This window comes from Bacteroides sp. BFG-637 (assembly GCF_024793605.1).
Taxonomy (GTDB): domain Bacteria; phylum Bacteroidota; class Bacteroidia; order Bacteroidales; family Bacteroidaceae; genus Bacteroides; species Bacteroides vicugnae.
The window spans coordinates 4,462,812-4,479,068 of record NZ_JANUPD010000002.1 but is presented as its reverse complement, the minus strand read 5'-3'; the positions used below and the strand labels follow the sequence as shown (position 1 = coordinate 4,479,068).

Annotated in this window: 13 protein-coding genes and 2 pseudogenes; 9 read left to right on the top strand and 6 right to left on the bottom strand. The window is 44.3% G+C overall.

What is annotated here, in order from left to right:
• Nucleotides 1-5: 5 nt before the first annotated feature.
• Entirely contained in the window at nucleotides 6-1,277 is a 1,272-nt protein-coding gene (locus NXX38_RS17370) for a replication-associated recombination protein A (protein ID WP_074557141.1), read from the top strand.
• A gap of 97 nt (nucleotides 1,278-1,374) precedes the next feature.
• Nucleotides 1,375-2,331: a D-2-hydroxyacid dehydrogenase gene (locus tag NXX38_RS17365; protein WP_099145810.1), complete on the top strand. Its 957-nt coding sequence runs from the start codon at nucleotides 1,375-1,377 to the stop codon at nucleotides 2,329-2,331.
• Between the two features lie 168 nt (nucleotides 2,332-2,499).
• Here the strand turns inward: NXX38_RS17365 and cydB are convergent, their stop codons facing one another.
• From cydB to NXX38_RS17350, 3 genes are read right to left on the bottom strand one after another with little or no spacing between them, the layout of a single operon-like run.
• A complete protein-coding gene (gene cydB, locus NXX38_RS17360) occupies nucleotides 2,500-3,642 on the bottom strand; it encodes a cytochrome d ubiquinol oxidase subunit II (protein ID WP_004300336.1) in 1,143 nt (380 codons plus the stop codon).
• Nucleotides 3,643-3,679: 37 nt separating this feature from the next.
• Complete coding sequence (locus NXX38_RS17355; RefSeq protein ID WP_074557140.1) at nucleotides 3,680-5,227, bottom strand: cytochrome ubiquinol oxidase subunit I; 1,548 nt, start codon at nucleotides 5,225-5,227, stop codon at nucleotides 3,680-3,682.
• A 20-nt stretch (nucleotides 5,228-5,247) separates the two neighbouring features.
• Nucleotides 5,248-5,484 (bottom strand): DUF4492 domain-containing protein, encoded by a 237-nt coding sequence (locus tag NXX38_RS17350; RefSeq protein ID WP_004300334.1) that lies wholly within the window; start codon nucleotides 5,482-5,484, stop codon nucleotides 5,248-5,250.
• 218 nt (nucleotides 5,485-5,702) lie between these two features.
• On the opposite strand from NXX38_RS17350, the pseudogene NXX38_RS17345 reads away from it, so the two are divergent.
• From NXX38_RS17345 to NXX38_RS17315, 7 genes and pseudogenes are all read left to right on the top strand, one after another.
• Nucleotides 5,703-7,101: pseudogene (locus NXX38_RS17345) on the top strand (TolC family protein).
• A gap of 19 nt (nucleotides 7,102-7,120) precedes the next feature.
• A pseudogene (locus NXX38_RS17340) lies at nucleotides 7,121-8,339 on the top strand (efflux RND transporter periplasmic adaptor subunit).
• Between the two features lie 167 nt (nucleotides 8,340-8,506).
• Nucleotides 8,507-9,250, top strand: a complete 744-nt coding sequence (locus NXX38_RS17335; protein ID WP_004300330.1) for an ABC transporter ATP-binding protein — start codon at nucleotides 8,507-8,509, stop codon at nucleotides 9,248-9,250.
• Between the two features lie 120 nt (nucleotides 9,251-9,370).
• Nucleotides 9,371-10,591, top strand: coding sequence for an ABC transporter permease (locus tag NXX38_RS17330; protein ID WP_099145813.1), 1,221 nt, complete (start codon nucleotides 9,371-9,373; stop codon nucleotides 10,589-10,591).
• A gap of 48 nt (nucleotides 10,592-10,639) precedes the next feature.
• The gene (locus NXX38_RS17325; RefSeq protein WP_099145814.1) at nucleotides 10,640-11,701 is read left to right on the top strand and encodes a sensor histidine kinase; all 1,062 of its coding nucleotides are present in this window, start codon (nucleotides 10,640-10,642) and stop codon (nucleotides 11,699-11,701) included.
• Between the two features lie 42 nt (nucleotides 11,702-11,743).
• The gene (locus tag NXX38_RS17320) at nucleotides 11,744-12,442 is read left to right on the top strand and encodes a LytTR family DNA-binding domain-containing protein (RefSeq protein ID WP_258980409.1); all 699 of its coding nucleotides are present in this window, start codon (nucleotides 11,744-11,746) and stop codon (nucleotides 12,440-12,442) included.
• A gap of 264 nt (nucleotides 12,443-12,706) precedes the next feature.
• Nucleotides 12,707-12,919, top strand: coding sequence for a hypothetical protein (locus NXX38_RS17315; RefSeq protein WP_099145872.1), 213 nt, complete (start codon nucleotides 12,707-12,709; stop codon nucleotides 12,917-12,919).
• Nucleotides 12,920-12,941: 22 nt separating this feature from the next.
• Here NXX38_RS17315 and NXX38_RS17310 read toward each other — a convergent pair whose 3' ends face one another.
• Genes NXX38_RS17310 through zwf form a run of 3 tightly spaced genes read right to left on the bottom strand, consistent with a single transcriptional unit; the run spans nucleotide 12,942 to nucleotide 16,161 of the window.
• A complete protein-coding gene (locus NXX38_RS17310; protein WP_148367326.1) occupies nucleotides 12,942-13,892 on the bottom strand; it encodes a Dyp-type peroxidase in 951 nt (316 codons plus the stop codon).
• A gap of 44 nt (nucleotides 13,893-13,936) precedes the next feature.
• On the bottom strand, nucleotides 13,937-14,668 hold the full coding sequence (gene pgl / locus NXX38_RS17305; protein WP_167511895.1) for a 6-phosphogluconolactonase: 732 nt from the start codon (nucleotides 14,666-14,668) through the stop codon (nucleotides 13,937-13,939).
• On the bottom strand, nucleotides 14,665-16,161 hold the full coding sequence (gene zwf, locus NXX38_RS17300; RefSeq protein ID WP_148367371.1) for a glucose-6-phosphate dehydrogenase: 1,497 nt from the start codon (nucleotides 16,159-16,161) through the stop codon (nucleotides 14,665-14,667). Before zwf ends, pgl begins: the two co-directional genes overlap by 4 nt.
• Between the last annotated feature and the right edge of the window lie 96 nt (nucleotides 16,162-16,257).

Below are 16,257 nucleotides of genomic sequence, written 5' to 3'. Positions count from 1 at the left end.
AAATTATGCAACCTTTAGCAGAACGGTTACGGCCAAAAACTTTGGATGAATATATCGGTCAGAAACATTTAGTTGGACCGGGAGCCATCTTGCGGAAGATGATTGACGCAGGACGCATCTCTTCTTTTATTCTCTGGGGACCTCCCGGAGTAGGTAAAACGACTCTTGCACAGATCATTGCCAACAAACTGGAGACGCCTTTCTATACTTTGAGTGCTGTAACTTCCGGTGTGAAGGATGTGCGCGAAGTGATAGACCGTGCCAAGAGCAACCGTTTCTTTTCGCAGTCCAGTCCGATTCTGTTTATCGATGAAATCCATCGGTTCAGCAAGTCACAGCAGGATTCACTGTTAGGAGCTGTAGAGAACGGAACAGTCACGCTGATTGGTGCAACAACGGAAAACCCGTCGTTCGAGGTCATCCGCCCTCTCCTGTCCCGTTGCCAGCTTTATGTACTCAAATCTTTGGAAAAAGAAGATTTGCTGGAACTTCTGCAACGTGCCATCACTACGGATACCGTGCTGAAGGAACGAAAAATTGAATTGAAAGAAACAACAGCCATGCTGCGCTTCTCCGGTGGAGATGCCCGCAAACTGCTTAATATATTGGAACTTGTTGTACAATCGGAGACGGAGGAAATAGTTGTCATCACCGATGAAATGGTGACCGAACGCTTGCAACAGAATCCACTGGCTTATGACAAGGATGGAGAGATGCATTATGACATTATCTCGGCTTTCATCAAGTCTATCCGCGGCAGCGATCCTGACGGAGCGATCTACTGGCTTGCCCGTATGGTAGAAGGAGGCGAAGATCCTGCTTTCATTGCCCGCCGGCTTGTGATCTCTGCTTCCGAGGACATTGGTTTGGCAAACCCGAATGCATTGCTTCTCGCTAATGCGTGCTTTGATACATTGATGAAAATCGGTTGGCCCGAAGGACGGATTCCTTTGGCTGAAACAACGATTTATCTGGCTACCAGCCCTAAAAGCAACTCGGCATACAGTGCAATTAACGATGCATTAGAGTTAGTCCGGTCAACTGGTAATCTGCCTGTCCCCTTGCATCTGCGCAATGCTCCGACCAAACTGATGAAACAGTTGGGATACGGACAGGAATATAAATATGCACACAGCTATGAAGGTAACTTTGTCAAACAGCAATTTCTTCCGGACGAATTGAAAGACAAACGGATATGGCAACCGCAAAACAATCCGGCAGAGCAGAAACATGCCGAGCGAATGATACAGTTGTGGGGAGACAAATTTAAGAAATAAGTGTTCGTAAAATAAGTCACTCCCTTCTGTAAGAAAAGCTAAAAGCAAAATAAAGCAGTAGGAAACATTATAACATATTAATAATATTGAAATTGAAATGAAGATTGTAGTTTTAGACGGCTATGCCGCCAATCCCGGAGATTTATCCTGGGAGGGTATGAAGGTGCTTGGAGAATGTACAATTTATGACCGTACAGCTCCGGAAGAGGTATTAGAACGTGCAGCCGGTGCAGAAGCAATTCTGACTAACAAGGTAATCATCAATGCAGACCACATGGCTGCACTGCCCGAACTGAAATATATCGGTGTGTTGGCTACCGGATACAATGTGGTAGACACAGCTGCTGCAAAAGAACGGGGAATCGTCGTTACTAATATTCCTTCATACAGCACCGCTTCCGTTGCTCAAATGGTATTTGCGCATATCCTGAACATCACTCAACAAGTGCAACACCACTCTGAAGAAGTGCATAAAGGTCGTTGGACCAACAACAAGGATTTCTGTTTTTGGGACACTCCGTTGATGGAACTGCGGGAAAAGAAAATCGGTCTGGTAGGACTGGGAAATACCGGATATACCACAGCGCGTGTTGCGATCGGTTTCGGTATGCAAGTGTATGCATTGACTTCTAAATCGCACTTCCAGTTACCACCGGAAATCAAGAAGATGGATTTAGATCAGTTGTTCAGCGAATGTGATATTATCAGTTTGCACTGCCCGCTTACTCCGGAGACACGCGAAATGGTAAATGCACGCCGTCTCGCCATGATGAAGCCGACAGCTATCTTAATCAACACCGGTCGCGGCCCGCTTATCAACGAACAAGACCTTGCAGACGCTTTGAACAGTGGCAAAATTTATGCAGCCGGAGTAGACGTGCTTTCTACTGAACCGCCTTGTGCCGACAATCCATTACTAACTGCAAAGAACTGCTACATCACTCCGCACATTGCCTGGGCAACCATCGAGGCTCGTGAACGTCTGATGAATATTGCAATCAGTAACCTTCAGGCTTATATCGCCGGAAAGCCGGAGAATATAGTCAACAAATAAAAAGCGATCTATTTGAAAAGATAGAAAAGGCTTATACATAAAAAAACTCCCCTCATTTAACTTCTCTACCATGACATAGAGAATTAAATAAGGGGAGTTTATTTGCTCCTGCAAGAATCTCAATGTTGAAATTCTATACAGACAACATATTATGAGTCGAACAAAGTATTAATATGAGTGTCCTCCTTCATCCATTTCCTTCTCGGTTATTTTGTGACGATCGATACTACGCCAAGCATAGAAAATATATGCAATTACGAACGGAACAAGAATAGAGACATAGGCCATTGTCTTTAGCGTAAATTCGCTGGAACAGCTATTGGCTAAAGTTAATGAGCTTTGCAAGTCTGTATATGACGGATAATAAGCAGTGTTGTTGTACCCTGCTACCAGCAATAAAGATAAAACAGTCAGTACCGTACCGATTCCCGTAAACCAGATTCCTTTGTCAAACGTCTTTTTAAGCAATGTCTTTCCAATGCCGAAAAGAACCAGTACCACACCAATCAGGAATAAAGCTAGCACTACCGGCATTTCGATAAAGTTAGTGAGATACTTATATGGTTGCATATAAATTTCCTGTGTATCCGGATTAACGGCAAAACCATCAGATACCAATGTACGAATGACAAATGCCAAAAAGAATACAAGGAACAAAACTGTATTATTGCGTACTGCACGACGACATTTATCGGTCAACTCTTTATCATCAATATTATTAATGAAGTAGAGCGATCCCAACACACGCGCAAGGAAGAAGACAGCCAATCCAAGAATTACATTCCAAATGTTGGTCAACGCATCCAATCCGTGCCAGCCATTTCCCCAATGACTGATTACCGGCATAATGGTATCCGTCATATTAGCCTTATTAATATAGAAATCAGAACCGGTAAAGAATGTAGCCACTGCCCCACCAAGTAACACAGGACCTACCACTCCATTAATCACCAAAAAAGTCCGGTATGTCTTTTTACCTAACAGATTTCCGGCCTTACTCTGAAACTCATAACTGACAGCCTGCAATACAAAACTGAAAAGTATAATCATCCAAAGCCAATATGCACCACCGAAACTGGTACTGTAAAACAACGGGAAAGAAGCAAAGAAAGCTCCCCCAAACGTAACCAATGTAGTAAACGTAAACTCCCACTTACGTCCGGTAGAATTCACCATCATCTTACGATGTTCTTCGGTTTTACCCAGACAGAACAACAATGAATTACCTCCTTGTACAAACAATAAGAACACGAGTATGGCCCCTAACAAGGAAACGACAAGCCACCAATATTGTTGCAAAAATATATACATATAGCTAAAATATTAAGTAATAAGTAATAGGTAATTATCAATTCTCCGGTCCTTTTTTGATAGCCTTTACCATAATTCCGACACCTGCAATCAGCATCACTGTAAACAGGAGCAGGAAGATAAAGAAAGTCGTTTGTACAGAGCTTACATCCAGCTTGGAGATGGCAGCCATTGTCGGCAGCATATCGCGGATCGCCCACGGTTGACGGCCACATTCGGCAACCACCCATCCGGCTTGTCCGGCGATGTATCCCAAAGGAATCGTCAGCAGAGCAATCCAGTGCATCCAACGCATCTGGCTTAAATCTTTCTTATAGATAAAAAAGAGAACGACAATAAAGAACAGGATGAAGTATCCGCCCAAGATTACCATTACACGGAACGCATAGAAGTTCAGAGGAACATTCGGAACCAGTTGGTTCACATCTTTGATATATCCGTAACCGAAATATGGAATATTCTCCTGCAATACTTTATATGCAATTTGAGCATCCTCCTCGTGTCCTGCACTCTTTGCAGCACGATAGGCAGCCAATGCACCGATAGCCGTTTTTCCACGTTCTATCTTCTCGGCAGCAGAAAGAGCTGTCGATCCGTCTTTCTGTTGATAACCACCCTCGATGATATTCGTAATGCCCGGAACGTAGCCGTTTACATCACGTTCTGCAAGGAAAGAAAGCATACTGGGGATTTCAAAACGGAAGAGGAAAGGATCTTTTCCATCATTGTAAGTCTTCTTTTCCGGATTCAATACTCCTATTCCAACCAGACCTACATGGGTGCCGCCTTCATACAAACCTTCCACAGCAGCCAGTTTCATCGGTTGCGTCTGGGCAATCTGATAACCGGAACCGTCACCTGTCCAAGCAGAAAGCAATGATGCCACTAATCCGAAAATAGCACCAATCTTGATGCTGGCAAGCGCAAACTCACGATTACGTTTCTTCAGCAGATACCAACAACTGATGCCGACTACAAAAACAGCGCCCAGCACCCAGCCGGACAATACCGTATGGAAGAATTTATTGACCGCTACGGGTGACGTAGCCACTGCCCAGAAATCTACCATCTCATTACGAACCGTATCGGGATTGAATTCCATGCCTACCGGATGCTGCATCCATGCATTGGCTACGAGAATCCACCAGGCAGAAATCGTAGCTCCCAAGCCTGTCAGCCAGGTGGAAGCCAAGTGGAAACGTTTACTTACTTTTCCCCATCCAAAGAACATGACGGCGATAAATGTGGCTTCCATAAAGAATGCCAAAATTCCTTCTATAGCCAACGGAGCACCGAAGATATCCCCTACAAACCACGAATAATTGCTCCAGTTCGTACCGAACTCAAACTCCAGAATCAAACCGGTTGCCACACCAATGGCAAAGTTTATACCGAAGAGTTTCATCCAAAACTGGGCAGTCTTTTTCCAAAATTCATTGCCTGTTTTATAATACAGCGTCTCCATGATTCCCATCACCACTGCCAGTCCGAGTGTGAGAGGAACAAAAATCCAGTGGTACATGGCTGTCATCGCAAATTGGGCTCTCGACCAATCGATCAGCGAGGTGTCAATACTTTCAATCATAATCCTATGTAGTTTAAGAGTTAAAAATCAGTAGATTTACCGGGGATGGCACGTTCTATCAGTTCGTTTCCCACGTATGTTCCCTTGTCGTCATCCGTAGGATGGTCACGGAGGAAATCAGGGAAAAAGAACATTTTAAGGATGAAGAACATGACGAATAATTTCAGCAGAATGATAACCCAAAGGGTACGCCCCAAGGTCATACTACGGAAGCCCTCCAAATAGAAGTTCCAGATCGTAAGCAGTGTATTCTTCATATGTTGACGTTATAATTTGTAATGAGTACAAATATACATTTTTTATAATTAAAACAAACAACTAGTCAAAAAAGTTGTGTGATTTGTTGTGTTTTTCTTCAAAAACCTGCCTATCGACAGAAAAAAAACATTTAACGGCGAAAATCCGTCATCCGTCTATCGTTTTTGCGGCATATATAATATGTACGTACCTTCGCCAACAGTAAATCAATAGAAGTATGAATATGATAAATGTAAGAAGATTGACAGTGATGACATTTCTTGGAGCAGGTATGCTGTCCGGCATATCCGCCCAAGTTTCTCCGCTGCAAGTCGATACGCTGAAAGAAACGAAAATTCCGGCTCAATGGGATTTGCAGTCATGCATCGACTACGCAAAAGAGCAGAACATCACGATTCGCAAGAACCGGATCACTGCGGCCAGCACGCAGATTGATGTGAAGACAGCTAAGGCTGCCTTGTTTCCCAGTCTTTCGTTCTCTACCAGCCAGCAAGTGGTGAACCGTCCGTATCAGGAGACGAGTAGCCGGGTGAGTGGCAGCGAAATTATCAGTAGTAACAGCAAAACAAGCTACAATGGTAATTATGGACTGAATGCGTCGTGGACTCTATATAATGGTAACAAAAGACTGAAAACCATCCAACAGGAAAAGTTGAACAATCAGGTAGCCGAACTGGACGTAGCGACTTCCGAAAATAACATTCAGGAATCTATCGCCCAAGTGTATATCCAGATTCTTTATGCAGCCGAGTCTGTTAAAGTAAACGAAAGTACCCTGCAAGTTTCTATTGCGCAGCGCGACCGCGGACAGGAACTTCTGAACGCCGGAAGCATTGCCAAAAGCGATTTTGCCCAACTAGAAGCACAAGTGAGCACAGACCGATACCAACTTGTCACAGCGCAAGCCACTCTTGAAGATTACAAATTACAACTGAAACAACTGCTCGAACTGGATGGGGAGAATGAAATGAACATCTATCTCCCCGCCCTGTCCGACGAAAATGTACTGGCTCCATTGCCTACAAAAAAAGATGTGTACATTAGTGCATTGAGTCTTCGCCCCGAAATTGAAGCGAGCAAACTTAATGTAGAAGCTTCCGAACTGGGTATCGATATTGCCAAATCGAGTTATTTTCCCACGATCAGCCTTAGCGCCGGAATCGGCACCAACCATACCAACGGCAGTGACTTCACTTTTGGAGAGCAAGTGAAAAACGGATGGAACAATTCCATCGGATTATCTGTCAGTGTGCCGATCTTCAATAACCGTCAAACTAAAAGTGCCGTACAGAAAGCTAAACTGCAATACGAGACGAGCATGTTATCCTTGCTCGACGAACAAAAGACGCTGTACAAAACCATTGAAGGACTCTGGCTGGATGCTAACAGTGCACAGCAACGCTATGCAGCAGCAAACGAGAAGTTGAAGAGTACACAAATCAGCTATGAGTTGATTAGCGAACAGTTTAATCTGGGAATGAAGAATACCATAGGAACTTCTTACTGAAAAGAATAACTTGCTGCAAGCACAGCAGGAACAGCTTCAGGCTAAATATATGGCCATACTGAATATGCAACTGCTGAAGTTCTATCAGGGAGATCAATTAGCAATCTAAATAAAAGCATAATAAACGAATGAAAACTAAAAAGATTATCTTAATCGCTGTGGCAGTCGTTGTGGTAGCAGGTGCAGGAATCTGGTTCTTTGCAGGTTCACCGGCCAAGCACAAAGTCACCTACGCCACTGCCAACGTGAGCAAAGGCGATATTTCAAATTCGGTGACTGCTACCGGAACCATCGAACCGGTGACGGAAGTAGAAGTCGGTACACAGGTTTCCGGTATCATCGACAAGATTTACGTAGATTACAACTCGGTAGTAACCAAAGGACAGTTGATTGCCGAAATGGACCGTGCCACATTGCAAAGTGAACTGGCATCACAACAGGCAACGTACGATGGTGCAAAAGCCGAATATGAATATCAGAAGAAGAATTATGAACGCAGCAAAGGCTTACATGAAAAGTCACTGATTAGTGATACGGATTTCGAACAGGCCCTCTACAACTACCAGAAAGCAAAAAGCAGCTATGACAGCAGTAAGGCATCGCTCGCAAAAGCGGAACGTAACCTGGCTTATGCTACTATCACCTCACCGATTGACGGAGTAGTCATCAGCCGTGATGTGGAAGCAGGACAAACCGTTGCTTCCGGATTCGAAACTCCGACACTGTTCACCATTGCTGCCGACCTGACACAGATGCAGGTAGTAGCCGATGTGGATGGAAGCTGATATAGGCGGCGTAGTAGAAGGCCAGCGTGCCAGCTTCACGGTAGATGCTTATCCGAATGATGTATTCGAAGGTGTAGTTACACAGATTCGTCTGGGAGACGCAAGCAGCACGAGCAGCACAAGTACCACTACTACAGTGGTTACTTATGAAGTTGTAATCTCTGCTCCCAACCCTGATCTGAAACTGAAACCGCGTTTGACGGCTAATGTCACGATCTATATTCTTGATAAAAAGGATGTATTGTCCGTTCCGAACAAAGCACTGCGATTCACACCGGAAAAACCTCTAATCGGCAATAATGACATCGTAAAAGATTGCGAAGGCGAACACAAACTCTGGACTCGTGAAGGAACTACATTCACCGCTCATCCGGTAGAAATCGGAATCAGCAACGGTATATCTACAGAGATTATCAGTGGTATTTCCGAAGGAACAAAAGTTGTGACAGAAGCTACCATAGGAGCAATGCCCGGTGAAAATGTAGCCGCTGAAGGGAATCAGGAAAGTGGCGGAGAAAGAAGTCCGTTCATGCCTAGCCGTCCGGGAAGTAAGAAGAAATAATAATTATTAAAGAGGGTGCCATAATGAATAATAAAATGCAGATTAACGCGATTTATCGCAAAAATAATTGTATAAGTCGTTGATTAATATATCAATATAATTGAAATAATCTGCGATAATTTGCGTTAATCTGCGTTTTGACACACTCTCTTAACACATTATTTACGATGAAAAAAGTAATTGAAATACAAAATATCAAACGTAACTTTCAGGTAGGCGACGAAACTGTCCACGCATTGCGGGGCGTTTCGTTCAATATCAATGAAGGGGAGTTTGTCACCATCATGGGGACTTCCGGTTCGGGGAAATCCACGCTGCTTAATATATTAGGCTGTCTGGACACCCCAACCAGCGGAGAGTATCTGCTCGACGATATTCCTGTACGTACGATGAGCAAGCCTCAACGTGCGGTACTAAGAAACCGGAAGATTGGCTTCGTGTTCCAAAGCTACAACTTGTTACCTAAAACAACGGCTGTAGAAAATGTGGAACTACCGCTTATGTACAACTCTGCCGTGAGCGCTTCCGAACGCCGTCGCCGTGCCATCGAATCCTTACAGGCTGTAGGATTGGGAGACCGCCTGGAACATAAATCCAACCAGATGTCCGGTGGACAGATGCAACGCGTTGCCATTGCACGCGCATTGGTCAACAATCCGGCAGTGATTCTTGCCGACGAAGCGACCGGAAACCTCGACAGCCGTACCTCTTTCGAGATACTTGTACTATTTCAAAAGCTTCATGCAGAGGGACGTACGATTATCTTTGTCACACATAATCCCGAACTTTCGCAATATAGCAGCCGGAATATCCGTCTGCGTGACGGTCAGGTTATAGAAGATACGACCAATCCGAAAATTCTGTCTGCCGCCGAAGCGCTGGCCGCATTGCCGAAAAACGACGAGGATTAATAATTATTCAATGTGCCGATATACTAATGTGCCGATTGGCTGTACAATAAACAGCTTGGGTGACTATACCTTCAGGAAATTACCCCATTAGTATATGGACAAATTAGCAAATTATTCATTATGAATGGAACTAATTTATTTAAGATAGCTCTCCGGGCATTGGCGAACAATAAGCTGCGTGCTTTTCTAACCATGCTCGGTATCATTATCGGTGTTGCTTCCGTCATCACGATGCTGGCTATCGGACAAGGTTCGAAGAAAAGCATCCAGCAGCAGATTTCCGAGATGGGATCGAACATGATTATGATTCATCCGGGAGCCGATATGCGTGGAGGTGTCCGTCAGGACCCGTCTGCCATGCAGACTTTGAAGCTTGCCGACTACGAAGCCTTGCGCGATGAGACAAGTTTCCTGTCCGCCATCAGTCCCAATGTTTCATCATCGGGGCAACTCATTGCCGGAAACAACAACTACCCGGCTTCCGTGAATGGTGTCGGAACAGAATATCTCGACATCCGCCAACTGACTGTTGAAAACGGAGAGATGTTCACAGAAGCCGACATACAAAGTTCGGCCAAAGTGTGTGTGATCGGAAAGACGATAGTAGACAATCTTTTTCCGGACGGAAGTGATCCGGTAGGTAAGATTATTCGTTTCAGTAAAATACCGCTTCGTGTGGTAGGTGTGCTCAAAGCCAAAGGCTACAACTCTATGGGACAAGACCAAGATGCAGTAGTGCTTGCACCATACACCACAGTGATGAAACGTCTGCTTGCCGTTACATATTTGCAGGGAGTGTTTGCCTCTGCCCTCACCGAAGATATGACGGATTATGCTACTGACGAAATCAGTACGATCCTCCGTCGCAACCATAAACTGAAAGCTTCGGATGACGATGATTTCACCATCCGTACCCAACAGGAATTGAGCACGATGCTCAACTCAACCACCGACCTGATGACAACCCTGCTGGCTTGTATTGCAGGCATTTCGCTGGTAGTGGGTGGTATCGGAATTATGAATATCATGTATGTATCCGTTACGGAACGCACCCGTGAAATCGGTCTGCGTATGTCCGTCGGTGCACGTGGAGTCGATATTCTAAGCCAATTCCTTATCGAGGCCATCATGATTAGTATCACGGGAGGTATCATCGGAGTAATTATCGGTTGCGGGGCCAGCTGGATTGTCAAGAGCGTAGCGCATTGGCCTATCTATATCCAGCCGTGGAGCGTATTCCTTTCCTTCGCAGTATGTACCATTACGGGCGTCTTCTTCGGATGGTATCCGGCTAAGAAAGCAGCAGATTTAGACCCGATAGAAGCCATCAGATACGAATAATTGATTGACAACCGTCGGTTGTCAATTAAAAAAATTATCTTTGTCTTTATGAAACAAACCTTTACATCCGCACGTCGTCCCCTGGAGATACTGATACACATTATCAGCTGGGGGATTATGTTCGGTTTCCCGTTCTTCTTCGTTGAACGTGGAAACGGGAACATTAACTGGATGGCCTATATACGCCATCTTGCTGTACCACTCTCTTTCATGATTGCGTTCTACGTGAATTATTTCATTCTTGTTCCCCGTTACCTGTTTCAGAGTCAGGCCAAAAGATATATCGTCTACAACATTATCTTTTTATGTGTCATCGGCATTTTGTTACATCTCTGGCAAAGCCTGACATTCGATCCGTCATTTATGCCCAAATCCAAAAGACCGGGAATGCCTCCGGGATGGTTGTTCTTCCTTAGAGATATGTTGAGTCTCGTATTTACTATCGGCCTAAGTGCCGCTATCCGTATGAGCGCGCGATGGACGCAGAATGAAGCTGCCCGCAAAGAAGCGGAACGAAACCGTGCGGAAGCGGAACTGAAAAATCTACGGAACCAACTGAACCCTCACTTTCTGCTGAATACGCTGAATAATATCTATGCACTGATTGCATTTGATTCGGACAAGGCGCAACAAGCAGTTCAGGAGTTGAGCAAACTGCTTCGTTATGTGTTATATGATAATCAACAGACATACGTTCCTCTCTGCAAGGAGGTTGATTTTATCCGGAATTACATTGAACTGATGCGCATCCGCTTGTCGGCCAATGTACAGATGATTACTAAATTCGATATTCAGCCCGACAGCCAGACGCTTATAGCCCCGCTTATCTTTATCTCATTGATAGAGAATGCTTTCAAGCATGGCATCTCCCCTACTGAATCGAGTTTCATCAGTATTCATCTTTCGGAGAATGATAAGGAGGTGATTTGCGAAATCCGCAACAGTAATCATCCAAAGACAGTGGAGGATAAAAGTGGCTCGGGTGTGGGACTAGAGCAAGTCAGCCGCCGGTTGGAGATTCTTTATCCCGGGGCTTATACTTGGTCGAAAGGCATCTCAAAGGATGAAAAAGTATACGAATCGAGATTAAGCATCAAGATCAAAGAGTAGATTTCAAAACATTGGATATAAAAACTTTAGATATAAAATAGTATGATATTACGTTGTGCAATTGTTGACGATGAGCCGTTAGCTCTTAGCTTGTTAGAGAGTTACGTGAATAAAACCCCGTTCCTGCAACTCATAGGAAAGTATTCCAGTGCGGTTCAGGCAATGAAAGAATTGCCTGGCGAAGAGATTGATCTCCTGTTTCTGGACATCCAGATGCCGGAGCTTAATGGTTTGGAGTTTTCGAAGATGGTAGATCCGCACACCCGCATTGTGTTTACCACTGCTTTCGGACAGTATGCCATCGACGGTTATCGTGTCAATGCACTCGATTACCTGCTGAAACCGATCTCATACGTCGATTTCCTGCAAGCCGCCAACAAAGCCCTTCAATGGTTCGAACTTGTACAGAAACCGGAAGAGATAGACAGTATCTTTGTGAAAAGTGACTACAAACTGGTGCAAGTGGACTTGAAGAAAATCATGTATATCGAAGGACTGAAAGATTATATTAAAATATATACGGAAGATGCTTCCAAACCCATTCTATCACTGATGAGTATGAAAGCAATGGAGGAACTTTTACCTTCCAGCCGTTTCATACGTGTGCACCGCTCATTCATCGTACAAAAAGATAAGATACGCGTGATCGACCGCGGCCGTATTGTTTTTGACAAGACATATATTCCTATCAGCGATAGTTACAAACAAGTTTTTCAGACTTTTCTTGACGAAAGGAGCTGATTATTCATGAATTTATCGGTAAAAAAGTGATTTTTGTCGATTATAGTTTGTCAAAACCCGTTTTATATCTACCTTTGCAAAGAACAGAAAGGGATTGTGAAATTCCAAGAATAGAATAGTTTAGTTAAGTCTAGTTTAGTTTTTGTGTTGATAGCTCCCTCGTCAGCGGACGAACTAGGGAGCTATTTTTTATTTATTACAGGAATATAATTGCATAAAATATACATATTTTCCATAACTTTGCAGTGACAAAGGATCACACAAATGGAATATAGTGTAGAAGAACTAAAAAGTGAATTAATAGAGAAATGCAAGAGCGAAGGTATCCTATATGCAACGGTTGCAATGGACCGTCATACTAAAGAAATGATTCTTCCTGATACTTTACAAGGAGCTCTGAAACATCCGGAATTCTTCGTATGTACTTGCAAGAAAGTAAAAGACCAATATGTAGTGGAGGAGATTACCAAAGTGTAATCCTCCTCCAGTCTTTTATTTTTTATTCGCCCAGTTCACCCAGTAAATCGTAGGAAGGAGCAAAGAAAAGTGTTCCCGTTACTGCTGTACTAAAGTCCAGTAAACGGTCGGTATTGCCTACCGGATTGCCAATAAACATACTTTCCAACATCTGCCGGGTAGTAGTGAACGTACTTGCATAGCCGATGAAGTAGGTACCATATTCTCCTTTAGACGTATTGGCGAACGGCATATTGGCACGCACTATTTTCAGGTCATCACCAATATTAGTGACGGCATTATGCGCATTTTGAGGTTTCTCCTCGTCAGACAGTTCGACATCGTTAAACTTGCGACGCCCGATCACTTTCTCCTGTTCTTCCACAGGCAAGGAGTTCCACGCAACCATATCATGAATATACTTCTGCACAAAGACATAGCTACCTCCTGCAAAATCAGCATCTTCCTCTCCTACAACTGCAAAATGATAGGGATTTTCATCAACTGCCGGATTCTCCGTTCCGTCTACAAAGCCGATAATGGCCTTGCCGTCCATATATCTGAAACCGTGAGTTTCATCAACAGGCTCAACTACGCCTTGAAGTTTCTCATCGATGATAGATGCAAACTCAAAACATAATCCCATCTGTTTTGCACGGATATGAAACAATAAGTCGCCCGGAGTAGAAACTGCTGTATGCTTCTCGCCTTTTATCTCTTCGAAAGTGTTCAGTTCTTTGGGTTTTCCCTGTTCCGGGAAAAGACGGCTCCAGGCATCAGCTCCAAATCCCATGGTACAACTGAACATCATATCGGGAAAACGGTTACGCATACTGCGAATCAGGGCCGAAAAATTGGCACACACATCTTTTACTTTGTCAAGAGTTTCAGGCGAATCTTTTAAAGCATAAACAATAAAGATAACATTTTCGCCTTGTTTCCCAGCTACGTCTTGCGGGATATTACCACCAAATGAATGTTGATAAGGATTCATATTCTTCTTTTTTCTATTAGTTTCGTCAATGAAATAGTTATGTTCTAACTCTTCTTTTTATTAGGATCTTCAATACATGCGGCAGCCCCTTTATCCATAAACAATTCTACATTTTGAGCATGATGAGCTACATAGGCTGCGGGACCAGTGTCTCCCGAATGGCAGATTTCTTCTACTACATCGGCTTTGTTTTTTCCGGTAATCAGGAAAATGACATAGCGGGCATTCTGAATGGGATATCCCGTCATTGCGATACGCTTCTGCCCGTTACGGGGATGTGCACTGACCACATAAATAGAGTTTGAAGTCAGCAAATCTTCTTGTCCGGGAAAGATGGAAGAAGTGTGTCCGTCATCTCCGGCCCCCAACAGTATAATATCGAATTCGGGCCAACCACGTTTAAACGGCACTTGCTGCCGGACTAACTCCGAATAGCGAACCGCCTCTTTCGCAGGCTTTTCCTCTCCACGGATGCGGAATACATTCTCATAAAGAATAGGAGTTATGCCCAGAAGAAGGTTGCGCATCATTCCGTAATTACTGTCCGAATCATCGGGAGGCACACAACGTTCATCCACCCAATAAATCCGCATACGGTCCCAAGGGGTGATTTCCAGATATTCATTCGCCCATAAATCGAACATCAGAGCAGGGGTATTACCACCGCTGACTGCGATATTGAACACTCTGTCCGGCTCTTCATTCATGATTTCCACCAGGCGGAGTATCAATGCTCGTGAAGTTTCAATAGATGAGGGAAAAACTGATATTTTCATAATTCACAATATTGATCTGTATTTGTCAAATTCTTACAAGGATTCGTCCAGTCGGCCCCATGTTCATGCATCATCGCTTCGCTTTCCAAAGGCCCCCACGTACCTGCGGGATAACCGTAAAGAGGCGCGTCGGGATTATCTTTCCAATAGCGCAGCACCGGATCGAAAAATTTCCATGAGGCTTCTACTGCATCACTTCGAGTAAATAAAGTCGGATCGCCCTGAATACAATCGTCTATCAGACGGGCATAAGCGTCGCCACTAGGCACACCGCCCAACTGTGCATAACTGAAATCCATCGTCACCTGACGGACTTCGAAGCCTGCACCGGGGACTTTCATTCCGATCTTGAGCACTATTCCTTCATTCGGTTGCAAACGAAGAATCAATTTATTCGCCCGCGGACAGTTGCCACCGGCACAATGAAACATCTGATGAGGTGTTTCACGGAAATGAACAACGATTTCCGTTACTTTCGTCGGCATTTGTTTTCCTGTACGAATGTAGAACGGAACGCCACTCCAGCGCCAGTTACTGATGCCCAGTTTCATGGCAATATAAGTTTCCGTGCGCGAATCGGGAGCCACTCCTTTTTCTTCACGGTATCCCTTTTTACTACCGGAGGCTGTATATTGTCCGCGAACAATATGTTCGTTCAAATCGACATCGTTCAATGGAGTAAGAGATTCGTAGACCTTCACCACTTCATTACGGAAATTGTCTGCATTGAAAACAGCAGGCGGTTCCATAGCCGTAAGGGCTACAAGCTGTATCAGATGGTTCTGCACCATATCCCGCAGCGCACCTGCCGTTTCATAGAACCCGCCACGTTGCTCGATACCCAGATTTTCTACGGCTGTAATCTCAACGTAGTCGATATAGTTACGGTTCCAGAGAGGTTCGAAGATACCATTGGCAAAACGGAAAGCCAGTACATTCTGGGCCGTTTCCTTACCGAGAAAATGGTCGATACGGTAAATTTGATGCTCATTGAAAACAGAGGCATACGTTTTATTCAGTTCAAGTGCCGATTCGAGATCATAGCCGAAAGGTTTTTCGACGATGATGCGCGAATGGGGAGTGTTAAGTCCGGCAGCTTTCAAGTAGATGGGCACTACTCCGTAAAGTGATGGCGGAGTAGCAAGGTAGAACAGCAAATTGTCCGGATCTACCTCGTTAGTCAATTCCACCAGACGTTGGCGGAGTTGTGGGTAACCTTCTTCTTTTGCCGGGTCCATCGGTAAATAGTAGAGATGGGAGACAAACGAAGCCATAAGAGCTGCGTCCTGTTCTTCGGACTTGACGAACTGTTGCAGTTCTTCTAATATATAGGAACGGTAGTTATCGTCAGAATAGACCGTACGCCCGATACCCAATATGGAAAACTCTCCGGTCAACCGGTTTTCACGGTAAAGGGAGTAAAGGGCAGGCATCAGCTTACGCTTGGTCAAGTCACCCGACGCACCGAAAATTATCATTGCAAATTTATCCATCATTCAAGAATTGTTTTGATTTATGTTTTGAAATGGTAAATAATCATTTATGAGTCCACCACAGAGGACACGGAGAACACAGAGTTCTTCTCTCTC